The sequence below is a fragment of the Ensifer adhaerens genome (assembly GCF_002007205.1).
Taxonomy (GTDB): domain Bacteria; phylum Pseudomonadota; class Alphaproteobacteria; order Rhizobiales; family Rhizobiaceae; genus Ensifer; species Ensifer adhaerens_D.
Window position 1 is genome coordinate 86,472 of sequence record NZ_LAZS01000004.1, and the last position, 20,230, is coordinate 106,701.

21 protein-coding genes are annotated in these 20,230 nt (G+C 63.9%); 10 read left to right on the forward strand and 11 right to left on the reverse strand.

The annotated features are described in order from the left end of the window. The first annotated feature begins 209 nt into the window (after positions 1–209). Complete coding sequence (locus XB14_RS02910; RefSeq protein WP_077960117.1) at positions 210–878, forward strand: hypothetical protein; 669 nt, start codon at positions 210–212, stop codon at positions 876–878. 52 nt (positions 879–930) lie between these two features. Here XB14_RS02910 and XB14_RS02915 read toward each other — a convergent pair whose 3' ends face one another. The 4 genes from XB14_RS02915 to XB14_RS02930 form a co-directional block, all read right to left on the reverse strand. Continuing rightward, on the reverse strand, positions 931–1,782 hold the full coding sequence (locus tag XB14_RS02915; RefSeq protein WP_077960118.1) for a transglutaminase family protein: 852 nt from the start codon (positions 1,780–1,782) through the stop codon (positions 931–933). Between the two features lie 117 nt (positions 1,783–1,899). Continuing rightward, positions 1,900–2,838, reverse strand: a complete 939-nt coding sequence (locus XB14_RS02920) for an alpha-E domain-containing protein (protein ID WP_077960119.1) — start codon at positions 2,836–2,838, stop codon at positions 1,900–1,902. Positions 2,839–2,841: 3 nt separating this feature from the next. Next, the gene (locus tag XB14_RS02925; protein WP_077960260.1) at positions 2,842–4,236 is read right to left on the reverse strand and encodes a circularly permuted type 2 ATP-grasp protein; all 1,395 of its coding nucleotides are present in this window, start codon (positions 4,234–4,236) and stop codon (positions 2,842–2,844) included. 236 nt (positions 4,237–4,472) lie between these two features. Then, positions 4,473–5,549 carry a YeiH family protein gene (locus XB14_RS02930; RefSeq protein WP_077960120.1) on the reverse strand — a complete coding sequence of 359 codons (1,077 nt, stop codon included), beginning with the start codon at positions 5,547–5,549 and terminating at the stop codon, positions 4,473–4,475. Between the two features lie 81 nt (positions 5,550–5,630). Between XB14_RS02930 and XB14_RS02935 the strand changes: the two genes are divergently transcribed. From XB14_RS02935 to XB14_RS02945, 3 genes are all read left to right on the forward strand, one after another. Further along, entirely contained in the window at positions 5,631–6,500 is an 870-nt protein-coding gene (locus XB14_RS02935) for a LysR substrate-binding domain-containing protein (protein ID WP_077960121.1), read from the forward strand. Positions 6,501–6,572: 72 nt separating this feature from the next. Then, positions 6,573–7,028: a GyrI-like domain-containing protein gene (locus XB14_RS02940; RefSeq protein WP_077960122.1), complete on the forward strand. Its 456-nt coding sequence runs from the start codon at positions 6,573–6,575 to the stop codon at positions 7,026–7,028. A gap of 182 nt (positions 7,029–7,210) precedes the next feature. Next, positions 7,211–8,089 (forward strand): DMT family transporter, encoded by an 879-nt coding sequence (locus XB14_RS02945; protein WP_077960123.1) that lies wholly within the window; start codon positions 7,211–7,213, stop codon positions 8,087–8,089. Between the two features lie 146 nt (positions 8,090–8,235). Here the strand turns inward: XB14_RS02945 and XB14_RS02950 are convergent, their stop codons facing one another. The 3 genes from XB14_RS02950 to XB14_RS02960 form a co-directional block, all read right to left on the reverse strand. Continuing rightward, entirely contained in the window at positions 8,236–9,786 is a 1,551-nt protein-coding gene (locus XB14_RS02950) for a DEAD/DEAH box helicase (RefSeq protein WP_077960261.1), read from the reverse strand. A 295-nt stretch (positions 9,787–10,081) separates the two neighbouring features. After that, the gene (locus XB14_RS02955; protein WP_077960124.1) at positions 10,082–11,182 is read right to left on the reverse strand and encodes a DNA alkylation repair protein; all 1,101 of its coding nucleotides are present in this window, start codon (positions 11,180–11,182) and stop codon (positions 10,082–10,084) included. 37 nt (positions 11,183–11,219) lie between these two features. Continuing rightward, positions 11,220–11,519, reverse strand: coding sequence for a hypothetical protein (locus XB14_RS02960; RefSeq protein ID WP_077960125.1), 300 nt, complete (start codon positions 11,517–11,519; stop codon positions 11,220–11,222). A gap of 163 nt (positions 11,520–11,682) precedes the next feature. On the opposite strand from XB14_RS02960, the gene XB14_RS02965 reads away from it, so the two are divergent. Both XB14_RS02965 and XB14_RS02970 read left to right on the forward strand, forming a co-directional pair. Further along, positions 11,683–12,357 carry a helix-turn-helix transcriptional regulator gene (locus XB14_RS02965; RefSeq protein WP_077960126.1) on the forward strand — a complete coding sequence of 225 codons (675 nt, stop codon included), beginning with the start codon at positions 11,683–11,685 and terminating at the stop codon, positions 12,355–12,357. Between the two features lie 128 nt (positions 12,358–12,485). After that, the gene (locus XB14_RS02970) at positions 12,486–12,938 is read left to right on the forward strand and encodes a host attachment protein (RefSeq protein ID WP_077960127.1); all 453 of its coding nucleotides are present in this window, start codon (positions 12,486–12,488) and stop codon (positions 12,936–12,938) included. A gap of 50 nt (positions 12,939–12,988) precedes the next feature. On the opposite strand, the gene XB14_RS02975 is transcribed toward XB14_RS02970, so the two are convergent. Next, positions 12,989–14,575, reverse strand: coding sequence for a trimethylamine methyltransferase family protein (locus XB14_RS02975; protein ID WP_077960128.1), 1,587 nt, complete (start codon positions 14,573–14,575; stop codon positions 12,989–12,991). 163 nt (positions 14,576–14,738) lie between these two features. Then, positions 14,739–15,455, reverse strand: a complete 717-nt coding sequence (mnmD, locus tag XB14_RS02980) for a tRNA (5-methylaminomethyl-2-thiouridine)(34)-methyltransferase MnmD (RefSeq protein WP_077960129.1) — start codon at positions 15,453–15,455, stop codon at positions 14,739–14,741. Between the two features lie 39 nt (positions 15,456–15,494). On the opposite strand from mnmD, the gene XB14_RS02985 reads away from it, so the two are divergent. Further along, the gene (locus XB14_RS02985; RefSeq protein ID WP_077960130.1) at positions 15,495–16,637 is read left to right on the forward strand and encodes an NAD(P)/FAD-dependent oxidoreductase; all 1,143 of its coding nucleotides are present in this window, start codon (positions 15,495–15,497) and stop codon (positions 16,635–16,637) included. Between the two features lie 58 nt (positions 16,638–16,695). On the opposite strand, the gene XB14_RS02990 is transcribed toward XB14_RS02985, so the two are convergent. Further along, positions 16,696–17,085: a PRC-barrel domain-containing protein gene (locus XB14_RS02990; RefSeq protein WP_077960131.1), complete on the reverse strand. Its 390-nt coding sequence runs from the start codon at positions 17,083–17,085 to the stop codon at positions 16,696–16,698. A gap of 227 nt (positions 17,086–17,312) precedes the next feature. On the opposite strand from XB14_RS02990, the gene XB14_RS02995 reads away from it, so the two are divergent. After that, positions 17,313–18,116: a DUF1045 domain-containing protein gene (locus XB14_RS02995; RefSeq protein WP_077960132.1), complete on the forward strand. Its 804-nt coding sequence runs from the start codon at positions 17,313–17,315 to the stop codon at positions 18,114–18,116. Positions 18,117–18,125: 9 nt separating this feature from the next. Here the strand turns inward: XB14_RS02995 and XB14_RS03000 are convergent, their stop codons facing one another. Then, positions 18,126–18,593 carry an NUDIX domain-containing protein gene (locus XB14_RS03000; RefSeq protein WP_234803935.1) on the reverse strand — a complete coding sequence of 156 codons (468 nt, stop codon included), beginning with the start codon at positions 18,591–18,593 and terminating at the stop codon, positions 18,126–18,128. 154 nt (positions 18,594–18,747) lie between these two features. On the opposite strand from XB14_RS03000, the gene puuE reads away from it, so the two are divergent. Together puuE and uraD are read left to right on the forward strand one after the other, a co-directional pair. Continuing rightward, positions 18,748–19,677 carry an allantoinase PuuE gene (gene puuE, locus XB14_RS03005; protein ID WP_077960263.1) on the forward strand — a complete coding sequence of 310 codons (930 nt, stop codon included), beginning with the start codon at positions 18,748–18,750 and terminating at the stop codon, positions 19,675–19,677. Next, positions 19,677–20,180: a 2-oxo-4-hydroxy-4-carboxy-5-ureidoimidazoline decarboxylase gene (gene uraD, locus XB14_RS03010; protein ID WP_077960133.1), complete on the forward strand. Its 504-nt coding sequence runs from the start codon at positions 19,677–19,679 to the stop codon at positions 20,178–20,180. The genes puuE and uraD overlap by 1 nt, the downstream gene beginning before the upstream one ends. Positions 20,181–20,230 lie beyond the last annotated feature (50 nt).

Below are 20,230 nucleotides of genomic sequence, written 5' to 3' on the forward strand. Positions count from 1 at the left end.
TCACCGCACCACTTTCGGTGCGGCGATCCTGTTTGGGTGCCAAGGCCATCGTTTCGAAACGACACGCCTTCGGCCGCAGCTTCGCCTTGTGTTATCCACACCGGGCAAAACCCTCCCTTTTCGGCTGATCCGCTGCAACCGGCAGTAACCCTGCGACGTATCCCCTTTGTCGGGGCCATTCCGACCCTGACCTTGTTAGGAGGACGATCATGCGGAGGAATGTATTTGCGTTGTCGCTCGGTCTTCTTGCGACGGTGGCGCTGTCTCAGCCGGCATTTTCACAGAGCGCGAACGGTCTCGGCGTCGGCGTGTCCGTCGGTGGCCCGAGCGGGCTGAACGCCAATGTGGGCCTCGGTGGGTCGAACGGCCTTAAGGCCGATGTCGACGCATCGCTCGGCGGCGCAAACGGCGTCAATGCCAACGCAAACGCCTCGGTCGGCGGTTCGCAAGGCGTCAACGCCGATGTGCAGGCGAGCGCCCGCGGCGCCAATGGCATCAACGCGGATGCCGATGTCGGCCTTGGCGGCGGAAAAGGGCTCAACACTTCGGTCAATGCCGCGGTCGGTGGACGGAATGGCCTGAGTGCTGGTCTCAAGGCCAATGCAGGCGGCGGCAACGCCGTCGGGCTTGGGCTCGGCGTGGGAGTTGGAACGGGATCCGGCGGCGGGAGCTCCGGGGGTGGCGGCAGCGTTGGCGGTGGAACCGGAGGCGGTTCGGGAGGCTCGGTTTCACCGGGCGCTTCGATGGCCGCGTTCAATGCACTGCCCGCCGGCGAGCGGGTCAAGCTGATCAAACGCTGTCGCGATGTCGTTGGCGGCGGTTATGACAGCGGGCTGGTCTCGCTCTGCCGCATCCTGCAGGCGAGCGTCTCGCGGTAGTCGCAACACCCCGCAGCTTCGACGGGGCGTCGTCGCCGCCCCGTCTCCGACCCTACTGACTCTGATTTTGGCTCTGGCCCCGGGACTGGCTCTGACTCTGGCTTTGCTGCTGCTGTTCGACGGTCACCGACACCTTCAGCGTTTCCTTCGCCTCGCCGTGGATCAACCCGGAGATGGGGGCGGCGTCGCGGTAGCAGAGGCCGGAGGCGATGCGGACATAGCGGTCATCCGGGCAGATCTTGTTGGCGGCGTCGAAGCCGACCCAGCCGAGGCCGTTGAGGTGCACTTCGGCCCAGGCGTGGCTTGCCGTCTGTTCAGGGTGCCCCTCCATCATCAGATAACCCGAAATATAGCGCGCCGGCAGGTCGAGCGAGCGGGCCGCCGCGATCAGGATATGGGCATGGTCCTGGCAGACGCCGCTGCCGCTTTCGAGCGCATCCTCGGCGGTGGTTTCCGCATGCGTCTCGCCGGGTCTGTATGCCACGGCCTCGTGGATCGTCTCCATCAGTGCGTGCATGCGGGCAAGGTCGGTGTCGCCCTCGGCGGATTTCGAGAGGTCGCGGATGAGCTTGCCGGCCTTGGTGAGCGGCGTCTCGCGGGCATAGAGCCATAGCGGCACATAGGACTGGTGCGGCCCGAAGACGCCGGCTCGGTCCTCGGTGTGGACCTCGCCCATCGCCGTGATGCGGATCGCGTCGCGGTCGCCATCGACACTGACGAGGTGGACCCGGTTGCCGAAGTGGTCGTCGTAGCTCACCTCGATCGCAGCGCCGTCGACAAGGGTCTCCCAGCCGAGCACCGTCTGCCCGACCTGGGTCAGCGGCGTCAGCCGCAGGCGCTGCAGTGCGTATTGCACGGGCTCGTCGTAATGATACTCGGTCGTGTGGCTGATCTTCAGGTGCATGCCATCCTCCCGATGCTAGAACGCTTCCGGACGAAACGGAGTTGGGAAAGCGCTCTATCTCCTTGTTTTTACGCAATTCCGGACGCGAAACCGCGTTACACTTTCGCTGGAACTGCTCTAGTAGAACCGGTAGCCGTCGGAGATTTCCTGTCCCAGACGGTTGTTGTGGCTGATGAACTCTTCGAGATACTCGTGCAGCCCCTGATCCATGATGTCCTTGATCGACTGGCTGCGCAGCGACGCGAGCGTGCGCTCCGCAGTGTCGTGGGCGGCGTGCCGCTCTCCATATTCCCGTTCGAGGTAGCCGAGATTGCTGGCGATCTTTTCGTAGCAGTAGCCGAGCGAGCGCGGCATGCGGCCGTTGGATATCAGGAAATCGGCGATGTTGGCGGGGCGAAGCTCGGCGTCATAGACCCAGCCATAGGCCCGGTGCGCCGAGACCGAGCGCAGGATCGATTCCCACTGCACGTTGTCCATCGATGAGCCTACGGCGGCGACCGCCGGCAGCAGCACGTAGTATTTGACGTCGAGGATGCGGGCGGTGTTGTCTGCACGCTCGATGAAGGTGCCGATGCGCGAAAAATTGAAGATCTCGTTGCGTAGCATGGTGCCGTGGAAGGCACCGCGGATAAGACCGGCGCGGCGCTTGATCATGTCGATGATCTCCGGCATGTCGGTCGGGCGCGCCTTCTTGGAGAGCATCGCCTTCATTTCGAGATAGCACTCGTTGGTCGCTTCCCATGTCTCGCGCGTCAGTGCCGTGCGCACCATGCGGGCGTTGTGGCGGCCCGCCTCGATGCAGGACATGACGCTCGAGGGATTGGCCCGGTCGCGCAAAAGGAAGTCGATCGCGTCAATGCTCGTCAGCGTCTCGTGTACCTCGTCATAGAGTTCACGCACGCCGGCGCTTTGCAGTACGCCATCCCAATCGTCTTCGCTGGCTTCGCTGCGGGTCAGCGACATGCGCAGGCCGGCATCGATCAGCCGGGCGCTGTTTTCGGCGCGTTCGATATAGCGGAACATCCAGTAGAGGCCGTTTGCGGTTCTTCCCAGCATCTCTCAGTCCTCCAGCACCCAGGTGTCCTTGGTCCCGCCACCCTGGCTGGAGTTTACGACGAGCGAACCGGCCTTGAGCGCCACGCGCGTCAGGCCGCCGGGGATGATCTGGACCTTGTCGGAGACGAGGACATAGGGGCGAAGGTCGACGTGCCGGGGCGCGATGCCCTTGTTGACGAGGATCGGCACGGTGGAAAGCGATAGCGTCGGCTGGGCGATGTAATTGGCCGGACGGCTCTTCAGCTTCTCGGCAAAGACGGCGCGTTCCTTGCGGCTCGCCGTCGGCCCGACCAGCATGCCGTAGCCGCCGGAGCCGTGCACTTCCTTGACCACCAGCTCTTCCAGGTGTTCGAGCACGTATTTGAGGCTCTGCGGCTCCGAACAGCGCCAGGTCGGCACGTTTTCGAGCAGCGGCTTGCGGCCGGTATAGAACTCGACGATCTCGGGCATGTAGGAATAGATCGCCTTGTCGTCGGAAATGCCGGTGCCGGGGGCGTTGGCGATGGTGATGTTGCCGGCGCGGTAGACATCCATGATGCCGGGGATGCCGAGGGCGGAATCCGGGCGGAAGGTGAGCGGATCGAGGAAATCGTCGTCGACGCGGCGGTAGAGCACGTCGATCGCCTCGTAGCCACGGGTCGTGCGCATCTTCACCTTGCCGTCGATGACGCGCAGGTCCGAGCCCTCGACGAGCTCGACGCCCATCTGGTCGGCCAAGAAGGCGTGCTCGTAGTAGGCGGAGTTGTAGATGCCGGGCGTCAAAACCGCCACGCGCGGCTTGCCGCTGCAGCCGGCAGGCGCAAGCGACGCCAGGCTCTGGCGCAGAAGATAGGGATAGTTCTCGACCGGGCGCACGCGGTTCTGATGGAAGAGTTCCGGGAACATCTGCATCATGGTTTCGCGGTTTTCCAGCATGTAGCTGACACCGGACGGGGTGCGCGCATTGTCTTCCAGCACATAGAACTGGTCTTCGCCCGTCCTGACGATGTCGGTGCCGACAATGTGGGTATAGACGCCGCCCGGCGGCCGGAAGCCGATCATCTGCGGCAGGAAGGCTTCGTTCTTCTCGATCAGTTCGCGTGGGATGCGGCCGGCGCGGATGATCTCCTGCTTGTGGTAGATGTCGTCGAGAAAGGCGTTGAGTGCGATGACCCGTTGTTCGATGCCTTGCGCGAGCTTGCGCCATTCGCGGCCGGAAATGATGCGGGGGATGAGGTCGAAGGGGATGAGCTTTTCGGATGAGTCTGCGTGTCCGTAGACTGCGAAGGTGATGCCGGTTTTGCGGAATATGTTCTCGGCTTCCTTGGATTTCGCTATGAGCCGATTTTTGTCCTGGCTGGCATACCAATCATGATAGGTCGAATATGGCTGGCGCGGACTGCTGTCCGCATTCATCATTTCGTCAAATGCCAAAGGCGTGGTCCCCTTATTTTTGACCATTTGAGTACAACGTTGGTTGCAATGCAAGAAGCGTGCTCAGTCGCCGGAAAAGAAAGTTGGCATGGGTTCAGGCGCCGATTCGCGGGGAAAACTGCCCAACAACAGGGCAGTGGGTCCCGGCCGCCGAAAGGCATGGTTGCCCGTGCGGCTACAAAATGTGCGCATGCGCTAAAATTGGGCGCGGCGGCTTGGTTCTAACCGAGGCCGAAGCAGGCGATCGCGAGTGCCGACAGGACGCAAAGCACCAGCAGCGACAGCATGGCGGCAGCACTCGCGCGCGGCCCGGAATTGGCAAGGGCTCGAATGTCGACCTCGAGGCCGAGGGCAGCCATGGCAACGACCGTCAGCCAGGTGGAGACCTTCACCGCGCCGGTCGCGACCGTGTCGGGGATCGCGCCGCTGTTGCGGGCAATCGCGACCGCGAGAAAACCGAGAATGAACCAGGGAACGAAATGGAGGATCGTGGCGAGACGTGACGTCCGTTCGCCCGTTGCGCATTCCGGCTCGGCATCGCGGCCGCCGATCAGCGAGAAGCAGAAGACGACGGGGCCGAGCATCAGCACGCGCACGAGCTTGACCAAGGTTCCGACCTGGACCGAGAGCGGGCTGAAAGGGCTGGCTGCCGCCAGCACCTGCGGCACGGCATAGACAGTCAGGCCGGCAAAGACGCCGTAGCCCTGTGGCGTCATGCCGAGCCAGCCGCCGACAAAGGGCAGAGACAGGACGACGGCGATGCCGAGAATGGCGGTAAAGGAGATGGCGGCGGCGACCTCTTCGCCACGGGCGCCGATCGCGGGCGCCACGGCGGCGATGGCGGAATTGCCGCAGATGGCATTGCCGCAGGCGATCAGCGTTGCCAGCCGCTTCGGCAGCCCAAGCAGGCGCGCGATCACGTAGCCGGTTGAAATCGATAAGAGCACCATGGCGACGATGGTGACGAGCAGGGTCGGCCCGCTTGCGGCGATGGCATCGAAGCTCAGCATCGCCCCGATCAGGACGATCGCGGTTTCGAGCAGGTACTTCGCGGAGAAATGAATGCCGGCGAGGAAACGGGCGCCGGGCGTCCAGATCGTGCGGACGACGGCGCCGAGCAGAATGGCAAGAACGAGTGCCTCCAGCCATGCCCGACCCGTCCAGCGCCATTCGATCCATTCAAGGCCGATGGCGGCAAGCGCGACGAAAAGGCAGAGGAAGAGGCCCGGGAGAATGCACGTCAGGCGGGAGGCGGCGGAGGAAAAAGCGGAACGAAAGGTGCGATGCAATCTGGACATGGCGTGCAACCTACGCCGATCCATGAATCAGTCTAACGGATTATTCTTGTCATTCTGATCGATTTTTGAGATTGATCTGCCATGACACTCGATCAGCTAAGAATCTTCGTCGCGGTCGCCGAGCGGCTGCACATGACCAAGGCCGCCGAGGCGATGAACGTCACACAGTCGGCGGCAAGTGCTGCGATCGCGGCACTCGAAACCCAGCACGACGTCAGGTTGTTCGATCGCGTCGGCCGCGGCCTGACGCTGACCGATGCCGGCAAGATCTTCCTGCCAGAGGCAAAGGCGGTGCTCGCGCGGGCGCTCGCCGCCACCGCCTGCCTGCGCGACCTCTCCGGGCTTCGCCGCGGCGAACTGTCGATTGCCGCCAGCCAGACGGTCGCGAGCTATTGGCTGCCGGCGCGGCTTGCCCGTTTCACCCATGACTACCCTCAGGTCGACGTGAAGCTGACGGTGCGCAACACGGCCGTCGTCGCCGAGGCGGTGGAAGAGGGCACGGCGCAGCTCGGCTTCGTCGAGGGGCGCGTGGATGGCGCCAAGCTCGACCATCGCCGCGTCGCCGTCGATCGCATCGCCGTCTATGCCGCGCCCTTGCACGCGTTCGTTGGGGCTGCCGTCAATCTGGAAATGCTGCTTTCTGCGCGCTGGGTGCTGCGCGAGGAAGGCTCCGGCACGCGGGCAATGTTCCTGCAATCGATGATTGATCATGGAGCAGACGTCGATCGGCTCAGGATCGAGCTTGATCTGCCCTCGAACGAGGCGGTGCTGACGGCGGTCGAAAGCGGTCCTTTCGTCACGGCTGTTTCCCGGCTCGCAGCTCAACCTTTCGTCGATAGCGGCCGGCTGGTGGAGTTGCCCTTCGAACTGGCCGAGCGCAGCTTCGAGCTTTTGACCCATCGCGAAAGGCAGTTCAGCCACGCGGCCCGCGCCTTCGTGGAACTCCTTTGAGGTGAATTCCGTTGTGCTCCTGTGGTCACACGCGGGAGAACCGAGCGGGATCATGGGCTTAAAGAGGTGATCATGGTGTTCGAAATCGTCGAAAGGCCGGCTGAGCGCATTGCCGGCGCCTTCTGGGGCGGAACGTTCGGCGAAGCGGCCGATGGCGCCGTGCGCCGGCTGATTGCCGATATGCAGGCGCATCACCAGCACCGTCATCCAGGCGACCATGCAACCCTTGTCGGCATCTCCTGGAACGACCGGCCTGACGGCTTCCGCTATCTGGTCGGTTATGTCGCCGACAGGGCGGAGGCGACCGTTCACCCTGGATATGTCGACCTGCCGGCCATGCGCTTCGTCACGGCCCTGCATCATCCTGATAGCGGCGACGTCTTTGCCCATTACCAGAAAATGTTCGACTGGATCGCGGCCGAAGGCCATGCGGTCGATACCGCCCACATGCACTACCGCGAGGAGTACGAGCCGGGCTTCGTGTCGCTGTCGCTTTCCTCGCTCAGGCTGATGGTTCCGATCGGCTGATGATTGCCATCAGAAAAATTGCTTTGACCATCAACAAGGCCGCGGATACTTGCATGAGTGCTTAAATCGCAGGGATTTGAGCGCGAAATCAGCGGTAGATCAAGGCGTTGCAGCGGCCCGGCGCACATCGGCGAGGGCGGTATGTTGCTTCCCGGCTGCCGCGCCATCCCGATAGGCCCACCATGCTTGCCCGCCTGGCTCCCGCCATCTTCGTTCTGCTCTGGTCGACCGGCTGGGTCGTGGCGAAATATGCCGCCGTCTATGCCGACCCGCTGACCTTCCTGGTGTTGCGCTACACGCTGGCGATCGTGCTCTTCATCCTCTTCTGCATCGTGACCGGCGCGAAGTGGCCAAAGTCCTGGACAATGGCCGGCCGTGCCGTGGTCTCGGGCATGTTCCTGCACGGGCTCTATCTCGGGGCCGTCTGGTGGGCGATCGGCGAGGGCGTGCCGGCGGGCATTTCCGGCATCATCGCCGGCCTGCAGCCGCTGATGACGGCGGTTGCGGCTGCCTTCGTCATCGACGAGCGGCTGAGCGTGCAGCAGAAGCTCGGGCTGGTGCTCGGTTTCTTCGGCATTGCGCTTGCCGTCCTGCCGAAGGTGCTGGCGATCGACACGGGTGCGTCGCCGATCCACATCCTGCCTGTCGTCATCAACGTGCTCGGCATGGCGGCAGTGACCTATGGCACGCTCTACCAGAAGCGACATCTGCAGAGCGGCGACATCCGCACCACCGCGGCGCTTCAATATCTCGGCGCGCTGATCGTGACGATCCCGCTGGCGCTGATGCTGGAAGACCTGCACGTCACCTGGAACCTGCAGGTCGTGCTGGCGCTCGCCTGGTCGGTCCTGGGGCTTTCGATGGGGGCGATCGCGCTGCTGCTCTATCTCATCCGCCGCGGACAGGTTTCGCGCGCGGCGTCGCTGATCTATCTCGTGCCGCCGCTTGCGGCGGTGCAGGCATGGGTCTTCTTCGGCGAAGCGCTGACCTTGCCGATGATCATCGGTACGGTGATCGCGGTTGCCGGCGTCTATCTCACCAATCGCAGGCAGCCGGCATAAAGCATGCCGCGCAAAAGTGTGCGGCGGTTTTGCGATAACGACATGCAAACAACCACAAACTAAAACGGCGGGCCGAAGCGACCCGCTGTTCCTATTTCAGAGTGCTACGATGCCCTTGCGCGCCTCATCGACGCGCAGCGCCTCGGTCAGCCCTGGTGGCCGCGATTGCCGCCGTTGCCGCGGCGCTGACCCTGGCCACCTTCGCGACGCTCGCCACCACCACGGTTTTCGTTGCGGCCGCCATGGTTGCGGTCACGACGGTCGCCCTGCTTCTGGCCGGGACGTCCGTGGTGCTTCTTGCCTTCGTGGTTGCGGTTGCCTTCGCCACGGCCGTCGGTCTGCGGATGGCCGTGATCGCGGCGCTCCTGGCGCTGCGGGCGGCGCTCGTCGCGCAAAAGGTCGTCACCGGTGAAGCCGCTGGTCGCTGCAACCGGCTCGCCGGCCGGGCGCTCGCGGCGCGGAGGGCGGCCGCCATTGTGGTGCTGGCCGCCGCCATTGCCCTTGCGGTGGCCGGCGCCGTTGTTGCCACGGCCGCCGCGGCCCTTGGCCGGACGGGCCTGGTCGGCAGGTGCCTCGCCGCTGGCAACGGCAATGTTGATGCCCATCAGCTTCTCGATGTCGCGCAGCAGGCGGATTTCGTCCGGGGCGCAGAAGGCGATCGCGATGCCGTCGCGGCCGGCGCGCGCGGTACGGCCGATGCGGTGAACATAGGCATCGGGCACTTCCGGCAGGTCGTAGTTGTAGACGTGGGTGACGCCGGGGATGTCAATGCCGCGAGCGGCGACGTCGGTTGCGACGAGCACGCGGATCTCGCCGTCACGGAAGGCCTTGAGCGCGCGCTCGCGCTGGCCCTGGCTCTTGTTGCCGTGGATCGATGCGGTCTTGAAGCCGACGTGGTCGAGATGCTTCATCAGCTTCTCGGCGCCGTGCTTGGTGCGGCTGAAGATCAGCGACAGGCCGTCCGGGTTTTCGGTCAGCGTCTTCTTGAGGATGGTCGTCTTCAGGTCCTTGCCGGGAACGAAGTGAACATACTGTTCGACCTTGTCGGCAGCCTTGCCCGGAGGCGTCACTTCGACCTTGACCGGGTTGGTCAGGTACTCGCCGGCGAGCTCTGCGATCTGCTTCGGCATGGTGGCCGAGAAGAGCAGCGTCTGGCGATTCTTCGGCACGAGCTTGGAGATCTTGCGCAGGTCGTGGATGAAGCCGAGGTCGAGCATCTGGTCGGCTTCGTCAAGCACGAGGTAGCGCCCTTGCGTCAGCGTGACGGCCTTGCGGTTGACGAGGTCGAGCAGGCGGCCGGGGGTGGCGACGAGAATGTCGACACCGCGGGCAAGCTGCTCGGTCTGCTTGTTGATCGAAACGCCGCCGACGACGACGCCGACCTTGATCGGCGACTTCTTGATGAACAGCTTGAGGTTTGCGGCGATCTGGTTGACCAGTTCGCGGGTCGGGGCGAGCACCAGCGCGCGGATGTTGCGCGGATCGGGGCGCTTGCCTTCGGCAACGAGCTTTTCGATCATCGGCAGGCCGAAGGCGGCGGTCTTGCCGGTGCCGGTCTGGGCGAGACCGATGAGATCGTTGCCCTTCAGCACCAGCGGAATGGCCTGCGCCTGGATCGGGGTCGGTTTTTCGAAGCCGTTGGCGGACAGGGTCTCAAGGATCTGCTGGGAGAGGCCGAGATCTTTAAAGGTGGACAAATGCATATACCTTTTGGGGGCGCCAAACGCATTCGCCGGAACCGCGTTGTTGCTGTTCCGGTGTCGTTCGGCGTCAAGAACCCCGCGTGAATTGGGAACTTGTGGGTTAAAGAAAGTCGTCAAGCGCCTGTGCTGTACCGCCTATCGCGGTGATATGTGCGCTATACCTTCTTCACGGCTTTCAGTGCTTGCCGAGGGCGCGCTCACGCGGCGGCCGGAAGGTGACGCTGGGCACCATGTCGTTGTTTTCGGCGAAAAAGTCAAGGTGCATCTTTTCGCAGGTGCGAAATGAGATCTACTCCAGCGCGAGATCGAAGGCGGCTTCGGCCGCTTCCTGGCCGTTGACCAGGATGACGATGCGATGCGCGCCCGGGTAATAGCGACGGGTGGTAATGGGCCGGATCGCGTGGCGTTTCTCGATCTCGATCGAACCGCCGGGCACGAGCGTCGCCGATGTCCACTTGAACACCTTCGGCGAGGTCGCACCGTTGGCCTTTCGATGGTGCACGGCGTAGTCGATCATCACCTTTTGGGTCGTCTTGGCGTCATGGCTGACGGCCAGACGCAGCCCGAGGCTTTCGCCAAGCACGATTTCCGAACGGTCCAGCGAAAGCTTGGCTTCGATGCCGGCCGGAGGAGCGAAACCGAAATTGCCGAGTGCGTCCGGATGCCCCTGCTTCAAGAGCGTGCGCGATGCGTGGCGCAGAAGCTGGCGCCGTTCGGGCGATGCGTCACGGATGTGTTCGGCGACGAAAGCGGCCACCAGATCCGGGTGGTCCTTGGCGATGTCGTTGAGGCTGTTGGCGACCGAGCGGCGCACATAGTCCTCGGGGTCGTCGAGAAGGGCGGTCAGGATCGGCAGGATCGGCTGCGGATCGCGGATGAGTTTGGGCAGCCGCATCGCCCAGGGTAGGCGCGGACGCGTGCCTTCACTCGCCAACCGCCGGACGTGGTGGTTGGTGTCGGCGTCCCAGGTCCGGATCGTCGCCAGCGCGCGGTCCTGGTCGTGGTCGATGAAGATGCGGATACCGAACTCGGCGGTGAAGTGGGGCGTGAGTGCGCGCAGCAGCGACAGTGACAGATCGAAATCGTCAAGACCGCGCAGGGCGACATACTGGCTGAGCGGCAGCAACGACCAGCCGCTGAGACCGGGCGCATCATCGCGAGGCAGGCAGGCGGCAAGAATGGCTGCCGCCTCCGGAAATGCTTGCGGCAGTGTTTCGACCAGCGAATCGCGGATCTGCAGCGAACGCTGCATCAGTTCCAACGCCTCCAGGCCATCGCCCGCAAGCGTCAGGAACGCCCTGCGATCGAAGCCGTCTGCGTTGCGGGCGAGTGCATCGGCGATGGCGGTGACGACGCCGGGGTGCAGCAGGTTCTTCAGTGGCTCGGCCATCGCTCAGGCAGTCCTTTGTCGTCTTGTTCCGGGCCGTTCAGATCTTCTGGCCGCCGCTGAAATGTTGCACCAGCATTACCGCGCTGATCGTCGCTGCGTAAGGTGCGAACTCCGGATCGATCCGGACGCGCTCGCCGGCCGACCGGGCAGCCTCCAGCGTCTCCCATTCGACGAGGTCGGCAAACATGCCCGAGGTTTCGCAGGAATCCACCGCACGCCAGGAGACGAAGCCGGGATAGCGGGAAACGGCCTGCATCGCCCGCTGGCGCGTGGCTGTCGCCGCCGGCCTGTCGGTGACGATGCAGACGGCAAGTTCAAGGATGTGATCGCTGGTCATGCTGATGCTCCGTGTGAGTTGCCGCTTGATTTAACACAGGGCAACTGACAGCCTTATGGCCATTATCGACGGCGCGGTTCTTGTGGACCCACGAGGCGCGCGGTAGCCCTTTGATACTTGCCCTTTGACACGTGAAAGACGGCTTGCCGCAGGGAGGCCAGACATGAGACCCGCCGACCGGCTGTTTCGCATCATCCAGCTCCTGCGCGCGAGCGGCCGGGTGATGACGGCGCGCGAGATCGCCGAGAAGATGGAGGTCGCCCAGCGCACCATCTATCGGGACATGGAGCACCTGATCGCCTCGGGTGCGCCGATCGATGGCGAGCGCGGCGTCGGCTATCTCCTGCGCGGCGCCTTTGATGCGCCGCCGCTCGCCTTCACCTTCGAGCAGTTGGAAGCGCTCGCCTTCGGGGCCCGCGCCGTGCAGATGCTGGGTGACGGCAGGCTTGCCCAGGCGGCGCGTGAGGCGATGGAGAAGATCGCCCATGGCCTGCCGCCCGAACACCGCCAGCGGCTGACGGCCGTACCGCTTCGCGCCTTCCGCTCTTCGCTGCAACCGGAACCGCCGGTGTTGCTCGGCGAGATCCGCCACGCGATTACCGAGCGGCGCAAGCTTCGCCTGGAATATGACAGCCTCAAGGACGAGCATTCCGAGCGCACGATCTGGCCGCTGGGCTTGAGCGTCTTCGGCCATTTCTGGCTGCTGACGGGCTGGTGCGAGCTGAGATCGGATTTCCGCGATTTCCGCGTCGACCGCATTGCCGCGCTCCATGTCGAGCGCGAACGCTACGAGCCGACGCCGGAGCGCAGCTTCGAGGCCTATCTCGCGCGGATGTGACGACCGTTTCAGGTGCAAATAAAACGTGTCGGAAGGCTCCGGCATCGGAACCGAACCGGGCTTCATGCGTTTCTTTTAAAGGGCCTCTTCGGCCCGCCACGATCCACAGCTTTCACTGGGAGATAATCGTGCAAAACCGGACTTGGATACTGGCCGCGGACGGCAACACCGCGCGCATCGTCAAGGGCGTCAACCTGTTGAAGGACGAGCGCCAGCGGCCGGACGAGGAAACATTTCACACCGAACCGAAGCGCGTTCAGGACATCATGGCCGACAAGCCCGGCCGGTCGCATTCGTCCGTCGGGCATGGCCGCTCCGCGATGGAATACAAGAGCGACCCCGTTCGCGAGGAACAGCAGCGCTTTGTCGCCGACGTGGCCGAAAGGCTGGACACCTACGCGGTCAACCACGCCTTCGACAGCCTGGTGATCTGCGCGGCACCGCGCACTCTCGGCGATCTCCGCAAGCAGCTTTCCGCCCATGTCCGGGAGCGAACCGTCGCCGAGATCGACCGCAATTGTGTCGCCGCAACCACCGAGCAACTGATTGCAACGGCGCGGGCTGCGGTTTTTCCTGCCTGATGCGCGAAGGCGCGACGCGGTGAAGCCTTTACGACAGCGTGCGCGTCCCGTCAGAAGTCCGTCGGGACGCCGCCTTCTGCCTTGCGCCTGGCAACGAAAGCGTCGAGTTCCTCTTCGATCGCCGGATCGAGGGGCGGGCGCTCGTATTCGTTGAGCTTCTGCTTGAAGATCCGGTTGGCGTGATCGTAGGTCGTTGGCCGACCGGCCTCGGTCCAGGTCTCGAAGTTGCGCCAGTCGGAGAGAATCGGCGAATAGAAGGCGGTCTCGTAGCGCTGCAGCGTGTGCAGCGTGCCGAAGTAATGGCCGCCGGGTCCGACGTCGCGCACGGCATCGAGGCCAAGCGCATCCTCGCTGACATCGAGCGGGGTCAGATATTCCGCCACCATCTGCAGCATGTCGACGTCGAGGATGAACTTCTCGAAGGAAGCCGTAAGCCCCCCTTCGGTCCAGCCGGCGGCATGCATGATGAAGTTGCCGCCGCCTTGCGTCAGCGCCCAGAGCGACATGGCGGACTCGTAAGCCGCTTGAGCGTCCAGCGTGTTGGCGGCGTTGGTGTTCGAGGTGCGGTAGGGGATGTTGTAGCGGCGCGCGAGCTGGCCGCCGGCAACCACCGCCTTCATGTATTCCGGCGTGCCGAAAGCGGGCGCGCCGGTCTTCATGTCGACGTTCGAGGTGAAGCCGCCGTACATGACAGGCGCGCCGAGCCGGATCATCTGGGTAAACGCTATGCCGCAGAGCGCTTCGGCATTCTGCTGCACCAGCGCACCGGCGATCGTCACCGGCGCCATGGCACCGGCAAGCGTAAAGGGCGTGACCACCACCACCTGGTTGCGCGAGGACATCTCGATGATGCCCTGCAGCATCGGCCCGTCGAGCCGCAACGGCGAGGAGGTGTTGATGATGGTGAAGAGCGATGGCTCGCGCTCCATCTGCTCCATCGAGATGCCGCGGCCGATGCGCGCGATCTCGATGCCGTCGGTGTTGCGCTGCTTACCCAGCGAATAGACGTGGAACACCTTGTCGGTGAGCTTCACCATGTCGGAGAGGCAGTCGAGGTGGCGCACCGAGGCATGGATGTCGACCGGCTCCACCGGATAGCCGCCGGTCGTGTGGACGATGTCGTAGGACTGCGCAAGCTTCACCAGCTTGCGGAAGTCTTCCTGGTTGCCGGTGCGGCGGCCGCCGTCCCGGTCTGCGACGAACGGTGCACTGGCGATCTGGGCGAAGACGAGATTGTTGCCGCCGATGGCGACATTGCGGGCGGGGTTGCGGGCATACATCGTGAAGGAAGTGGGAACAGACGCAATCATGTCCATGATCAGCCCGCGATCGAAACGCACCCGGTCGGTGCCCGGCGTCACGTCGGCGCCGGCCGCCTTCATCCGCTCGCGCGCCTCCGGCAGGATGATGTCCATGCCGATCTCTTCGAGGATCGTCAGCGATGCCTCATGCACCGCTTCAAGCGCATCGTCCGAAAGGACCGTGGACTTCGCCAGGGTATTGACAAGATTGAGATATTTCCCACTGGGGGATTTACGGACACGCTCGGCGCTGCGCCCGCCCGGGCGGCGGCGACGTTCCAGCGGCGTCGAGGCTGCGTCGCCGGTTGCTGCATCGGGAAACTGATCGTCGTTCATGAAAGACCCACCGTGTTGCCGATGGGGAGTGTGTCGCAGATTCGAGGCGGTGATGGCCCGCCATTTGCGACAGTTCAGTTCTCTTATGGAGTAAATCGCTCCAGCTGACGCATTATTGCAGTCCGATGGCGCAACCGTTCAAGACACGCTGCATTTGTGGCGCCTAGGCTCGGTCGCCCCGCAGCATCTCCCGCTTGCCGGCAAAACCCTTGCGCTTTTCGACGACGAACCCGGCCCCCTGGAGGTTGCGGCGGACGAAGCCGGCGGCCGCGTAGGTCGCGAAGCTGCCGCCGGGCACGGTCTTTTCGAAGACCAGCCGCATCAGTTCTTCCGACCACATGTCGGGATTGCGTGACGGCGCGAAGCCGTCGAGATACCAGGCGTCGAAGGGGTCTTCGGCGCGGGCGACGCCTTCGAGCGCTGTGCCGCAGACGACGGTGAGGTTGACGCCATCGCCGAAGTCGATCTCGACGTTACCATCGGGCTCGGCAGGCCAGCGGGAGACCAGGGTCTGGCGTTCCGTGTCGATCTCCGGCCAATGGCTAAGCGCGCGGGAAATCTCTTCGGCCGCCATCGGGAAACGTTCGAAGGACACGAACTGCAGCCGGTCGCCGGCCGCCGCGGTCACTTTCCACTGGCGCCAGGTTTCGCAGAAATTGAGACCGGTGCCGAAGCCGAGTTCGCCGATGCGGAAGGTGCCTGAACCGACCCAGCGATCGGGCAGGCCGTTGCCGGACAGGAAGACGTGACCGCACTCCAGCCGCCCGTCCGTGCGGCAATAAAAGTGATCGCCAAACTCCCGGGAATAGGGCATATCGCCCTCGTGCCAATCAAGGTTCTGGTGCGCCGGGGGCTCGATCGGGTCTGCGGTTCCTGTCATGGCCAAGGCGATAATCCGCCGGCCGGAGAAGGTCAATCGATGAGCGAGCTTTTGGTCGTCGGCGGCGGCATCATGGGGCTGTGGGCGGCACTCTGCGCCACGCGCAGGGGCATGGCGGTGCGGCTCGTCGAGCGACAGGCCATCGGCGCCGGTGCAAGCGGCGGCCTTCTGGGTGCGCTCATGCCGCATATGCCGGACCGCTGGAACGACAAGAAGCAGTTCCAGTTCGACGCTCTGGTGACGATCGAGGAAGAGGTCGCGGCACTCGAGGCGCAGACGGGCCAGTCGACCGGCTATCGGCGGACCGGCCGCTTGATCCCGCTTCCCAAGCCTCACCTGCGCGATATCGCCCACCGACATGAGCAGGATGCACGAAGCCATTGGCACGCAGCCGACAGGCAGTTCCACTGGCACGTGAAGGACCAGGGGCCTCAGGGCTGGCCGGGCGCCGAGGCGGCAGCGCACGGCATGGTCTTCGACACGCTCGCCGCACGGGTTTCGCCGCGCCGCATGCTGGCAGCGCTTCGCGCCGCGCTCCTGCACGCACCGAACGCTCATGTGGACGAGGGCAGAGGCGTGCGCAGGATCGAGCCGGAACATGGCCGGGCCGAGCTCGATGATGGCACCCGGATCGATTTCGAACATTGCATCATCGCGGCCGGTGTCGGCAGCTTCCAACTGATTGACGAAGTGTCGATGTCGCTGACGGAAACGAGCGGCATGGCGGTCAAGGGCCAGGCGGCGCTGCTGCAGGCGGAGATCGATCCGGCGCTTCCGGTGATCTTTGCCGACGGTGTCTACATCATCGCGCATGACGACGGCCATGTGGCGGTCGGGAGCACCAGCGAGAACAGTTTCGCCGATCCCCTGTCCACGGACGGGCAGCTCGACGACCTGCTTCGGCGCGCCGTGGCGCTCGCGCCGCGCCTGGCGGGCGCCGAGGTGGTGGAGCGATGGGCGGGCTTGCGCCCGAAATCGACGGGGCGCGAGCCGATGGCCGGCCGGCATCCGGACCATCGGAACGTGTCGGTTCTGACCGGCGGCTTCAAGGTGAGCTTCGGTATCGCCCACCGGCTGGCGCGTTTCGTCGTCGACGAGATCGCCGGCCTGCCGACGCTCGATATTCCCGTTTCTTTCTTATGCCGGAATCACATAGCGGCACTTCGCGAGAAACGTCCTTAGCGCCGGAGACGCGAAAGGCCCCGCCGGCGGCAGGGCCCGAAAGATCGAAGATCAGGCATCACATCCAGTAGGGCGGCACGCCGTAATAGTCGTAGACGCGGCGGCCGTTTTCCGCGTTCCAGTCGTATTCTTCGGTGCCGTGATATTTCGGCGCGTTTTCCACCTGATCGCGAGTCACATCAGTGCGATAGCCGCCGAGCCTCTCATCATAGGTCAGCTTTGCCCAGGGCAGCGGATAGTGGTCTTCGCCCATCCCGAGAAAACCGCCGAAGCCGAGCACGGCATAGGCGACGCGACCGCTGCGCTTCTCGATGATCACGCGCTCGATCGAGCCTATGTGCTTTTCATCCGGGCCGTAGACCTTGGTACCTTCGACCTTGTCGCTCGCGATCAGGTCGTGGGTCTCCTTGATCCGGGCGTCCTGAAGGTTTGCATTGTGATAACTCACACGTCTTCTCCATCCTTGTTTTCGTGCCTTTGGGGAACGGGTGGTGGTCCGGATGGTTCCGAAAAATGAACGGGGCGCCGCGAACGGCCGTGCCGCTCATCCCCGGCCGACTTCGTCAATCTGTCACGCAAATCACCTAAGACGCGGACCAACAGACAAGTCGGGATGAGGGCGGAAAACCGTATGCTCTTGCTCATCCCGCGCTGACGGATACCCGGAGCCAGTCGATGCGCTATGCCATTTGTTTCACGCCGCCGATGGCCGACCCGCTTTCCGCAGTCGCTGCAAGCTGGCTGGGGCGCAATGTCTATTCCGGCGAACCTGCCGAGCTGCCGTCCGTCGCCGGCTTGAGCGCCGCAGACGTTGCCTATCACACCGCGGTTCCGCGGCGCTTCGGCTTTCATGCGGTGATGATGTCGCCGTTCCGCCTGCATTCCGACATGACGGAATCGAAGCTTCTGAAGGCGCTGATGCATTTTGCCGGCGCTCAGACTCCGTTCGAAATCGACCGCCTGGAGGTCGCTCGCGTCGGCCGGTGCTTCGGGCTGATGCCGCAGGTGCCGAGCACGGCCATGCATCTGCTGGCGGCCAATGTCGTCCAGGAGTTCGACGCCTACCGCGCACCACTCAGCGAAGACGAGATCGAGCGCTCCGATCCGGACAGGCTCACAGCGCCGCAGTTCTCCAACCTGCATCGTTGGGGCCATCCGCATGTGATGGACGAATACCGTTTCCACATGATGCTGACCGGTCCGCTTGCGCCCGACGCGATGCGCCAGGTCGAGGCGCCGCTTCGCGACCTGTTCGAGCCCTGCCTTTCAAAACCGCTTTCGATCGGCAGCCTTGCGCTCTTTGTCGAGCAGGAGACGGGCGCGCCCATGCGGGTTCATTCGCAGCACCCGCTCGGCAAGATCTCGACGAACACGCGCGCCGAACGGGCTAAGCGCGCCGCCGCCGATCCGTCGCTGGCGCCGCAAGGTGCGGCCCGGCCGTTGCCGCTGATCGTCGCGGCGCTGATGGCGCAGCGCTAGCCGGAAGAACTATCTGCCAAACAACAGCGAACGTGGGTAGGGCAGTGCCAGGGGTGGCATGTCAGCGTCCGAGAAATACCGAAGCGATTTCGTTTCTCCATCCAGGATCGGCTTCTGAGCGCCAACAATCCGGCATCGGAACAGGGTGACGACGTACTCGACCTGGTCGCCGTTTGGATAGGTATAGCGAAATTCCTTGCCGCCAAAGACCCCGAGTATCCGGTCAATCAGGACCGGGAAGCCCGTTTCCTCCATGACTTCGCGCATGATCGCCTCCTCGGGTGGTTCGCCCAGCTCGATGGCGCCGGCCGGCAAACTCCAGCCTTCGCCGCTCGCCTTTTCCTGCAACAATATCTGCCCTTCGGCGTTGTGTATGACGGCAGCGACCCCTGGGCAAAGCAGGAGGTCTGTCCCGACCTTTTCGCGGAGATTTTGGATGTAGGTTTTCATCGCTTTACGCAGGTTGGCTGAGGTCATCCGGCACCTAAGATCGTTCCGCAACGGATCTCAACTGCGATCTCGACCGATTGCTCCACGCATGACGGAAAGGAGCGGCGCTTTTCGGGTAGAATTCGGTATCGACAATCCGGTCGGCGGTGATACCGTCCGGAAAAAACCGAAGGATGATTTGATGTCTGAGACCAGCTATCCGCGCGACCTCGTTGGCTACGGCCGCAATCCGCCGAAGGCGAATTGGCCGGGTGACGCGCGTATCGCCGTGCAATTCGTGCTGAACTACGAAGAGGGCGGGGAGAGCTGCATTCTCGATGGTGACCCGGCTTCCGAGTGCCTGCTTTCGGAGATCGTCGGCGCGCAACCCTGGGCCGGCCAGCGCAACCTCAACATGGAATCGATCTACGAATACGGCGCCCGCTCCGGTTTCTGGCGGCTGTGGCGCATGTTTACCAGCCGCAACGTGCCGCTGACCGTCTATGGTGTGACGCAGGCCATGGCGCGCAATCCGGAGGCGGTTGCCGCCATGAAGGAAGCCGGCTGGGAAATCGCCAGCCACGGTCTGCGCTGGCTGGAATACAAGGACGTGCCTGAGGAGGTCGAGCGCGCGCATATCCGCGAGGTCGTCCGCCTGCACACCGAACTCACCGGCGAGCGGCCGCTCGGCATCTACCAGGGCAAGCCCTCGGCCAATACGCTGAAGCTCGTTCTGGAAGAGGGTGGCTTCCTCTATTCCTGCGACAGCTATGCGGACGAACTGCCCTACTGGGTGCCGGGTCTTTCGGCCGACAAGCCGCACCTGATCATTCCCTATACGCTCGATGCCAACGACATGCGGTTCGCGACGCCGCAGGGCTTCAACAGCGGCGACCAGTTCTTCAGCTACCTCAAGGACACATTCGACGTGCTCTACGAGGAAGGCCGCCAGGGCGATGCCAAGATGATGAACATCGGCCTGCACTGCCGTCTCGTCGGCCGCCCGGGCCGCGCTGCCGCGCTCGCGCGCTTTATCGATTACGTCATGTCGCACGACAAGGTCTGGGTGCCCCGGCGCATCGACATCGCCAACCATTGGTACCAGCACCACAAGCCGGAAGGGGCGCTCTGATGACCGACCGTGATGCCTTCGTTGCCCGTTTCGGTGGCGTGTTCGAGCACTCGCCATGGGTTGCCGAACGCGCCTACGACCGCGCCGCGGCGACGGGGCTGACGGCGGGCACGGTGCATTCGGCGCTCTGCCAGGCTTTTGGCACGGCGCTGCCGCGCGAGAAGATGCAGGTGCTTCGTGCCCATCCCGATCTTGCCGGCAAGCTGGCAATCGCCGGCAAGCTCACGGCGGATTCAACGGCGGAGCAGGCTTCGGCCGGCCTCGACCGGTTGACGCCGGAAGAACACCAGCGCTTCACCGCGCTCAACGACGCCTACACCAAGAAATTCGGCTTCCCCTTCATCATCGCGGTGAAGGGGCTCACCAAGGGGCAAATTCTTGCCGTCTTCGAAAGCCGCATTGACAATTCGCCTGAAGAGGAATTTGAAACCGCTTGCGCGCAGGTCGAGAAAATCGCCCGCCTGCGCCTGCAGTCGATGATTCCTGGAGACGAAAATGCCTGACAAAACCGTTCGATGCCTGTCCCCGCTCATGAGGCGGGCCGTCGAACTGG

Excerpts from the sequence above, each read along its gene's own strand:
- XB14_RS02910 (WP_077960117.1), top strand. The coding sequence starts at position 210 with ATGCGGAGGAATGTATTTGCGTTGTCGCTCGGTCTTCTTGCGACGGTG.
- XB14_RS02915 (WP_077960118.1), bottom strand. The coding sequence starts at position 1,782 with ATGCACCTGAAGATCAGCCACACGACCGAGTATCATTACGACGAGCCC.
- XB14_RS02920 (WP_077960119.1), bottom strand. The coding sequence starts at position 2,838 with ATGCTGGGAAGAACCGCAAACGGCCTCTACTGGATGTTCCGCTATATC.
- XB14_RS02925 (WP_077960260.1), bottom strand. The coding sequence starts at position 4,236 with ATGATGAATGCGGACAGCAGTCCGCGCCAGCCATATTCGACCTATCAT.
- XB14_RS02930 (WP_077960120.1), bottom strand. The coding sequence starts at position 5,549 with ATGTCCAGATTGCATCGCACCTTTCGTTCCGCTTTTTCCTCCGCCGCC.
- XB14_RS02935 (WP_077960121.1), top strand. The coding sequence starts at position 5,631 with ATGACACTCGATCAGCTAAGAATCTTCGTCGCGGTCGCCGAGCGGCTG.
- XB14_RS02940 (WP_077960122.1), top strand. The coding sequence starts at position 6,573 with ATGGTGTTCGAAATCGTCGAAAGGCCGGCTGAGCGCATTGCCGGCGCC.
- XB14_RS02945 (WP_077960123.1), top strand. The coding sequence starts at position 7,211 with ATGCTTGCCCGCCTGGCTCCCGCCATCTTCGTTCTGCTCTGGTCGACC.
- XB14_RS02955 (WP_077960124.1), bottom strand. The coding sequence starts at position 11,182 with ATGGCCGAGCCACTGAAGAACCTGCTGCACCCCGGCGTCGTCACCGCC.
- XB14_RS02960 (WP_077960125.1), bottom strand. The coding sequence starts at position 11,519 with ATGACCAGCGATCACATCCTTGAACTTGCCGTCTGCATCGTCACCGAC.
- XB14_RS02965 (WP_077960126.1), top strand. The coding sequence starts at position 11,683 with ATGAGACCCGCCGACCGGCTGTTTCGCATCATCCAGCTCCTGCGCGCG.
- XB14_RS02975 (WP_077960128.1), bottom strand. The coding sequence starts at position 14,575 with ATGAACGACGATCAGTTTCCCGATGCAGCAACCGGCGACGCAGCCTCG.
- mnmD (WP_077960129.1), bottom strand. The coding sequence starts at position 15,455 with ATGACAGGAACCGCAGACCCGATCGAGCCCCCGGCGCACCAGAACCTT.
- XB14_RS02985 (WP_077960130.1), top strand. The coding sequence starts at position 15,495 with ATGAGCGAGCTTTTGGTCGTCGGCGGCGGCATCATGGGGCTGTGGGCG.
- XB14_RS02995 (WP_077960132.1), top strand. The coding sequence starts at position 17,313 with ATGCGCTATGCCATTTGTTTCACGCCGCCGATGGCCGACCCGCTTTCC.
- XB14_RS03000 (WP_234803935.1), bottom strand. The coding sequence starts at position 18,593 with ATGACCTCAGCCAACCTGCGTAAAGCGATGAAAACCTACATCCAAAAT.
- puuE (WP_077960263.1), top strand. The coding sequence starts at position 18,748 with ATGTCTGAGACCAGCTATCCGCGCGACCTCGTTGGCTACGGCCGCAAT.
- uraD (WP_077960133.1), top strand. The coding sequence starts at position 19,677 with ATGACCGACCGTGATGCCTTCGTTGCCCGTTTCGGTGGCGTGTTCGAG.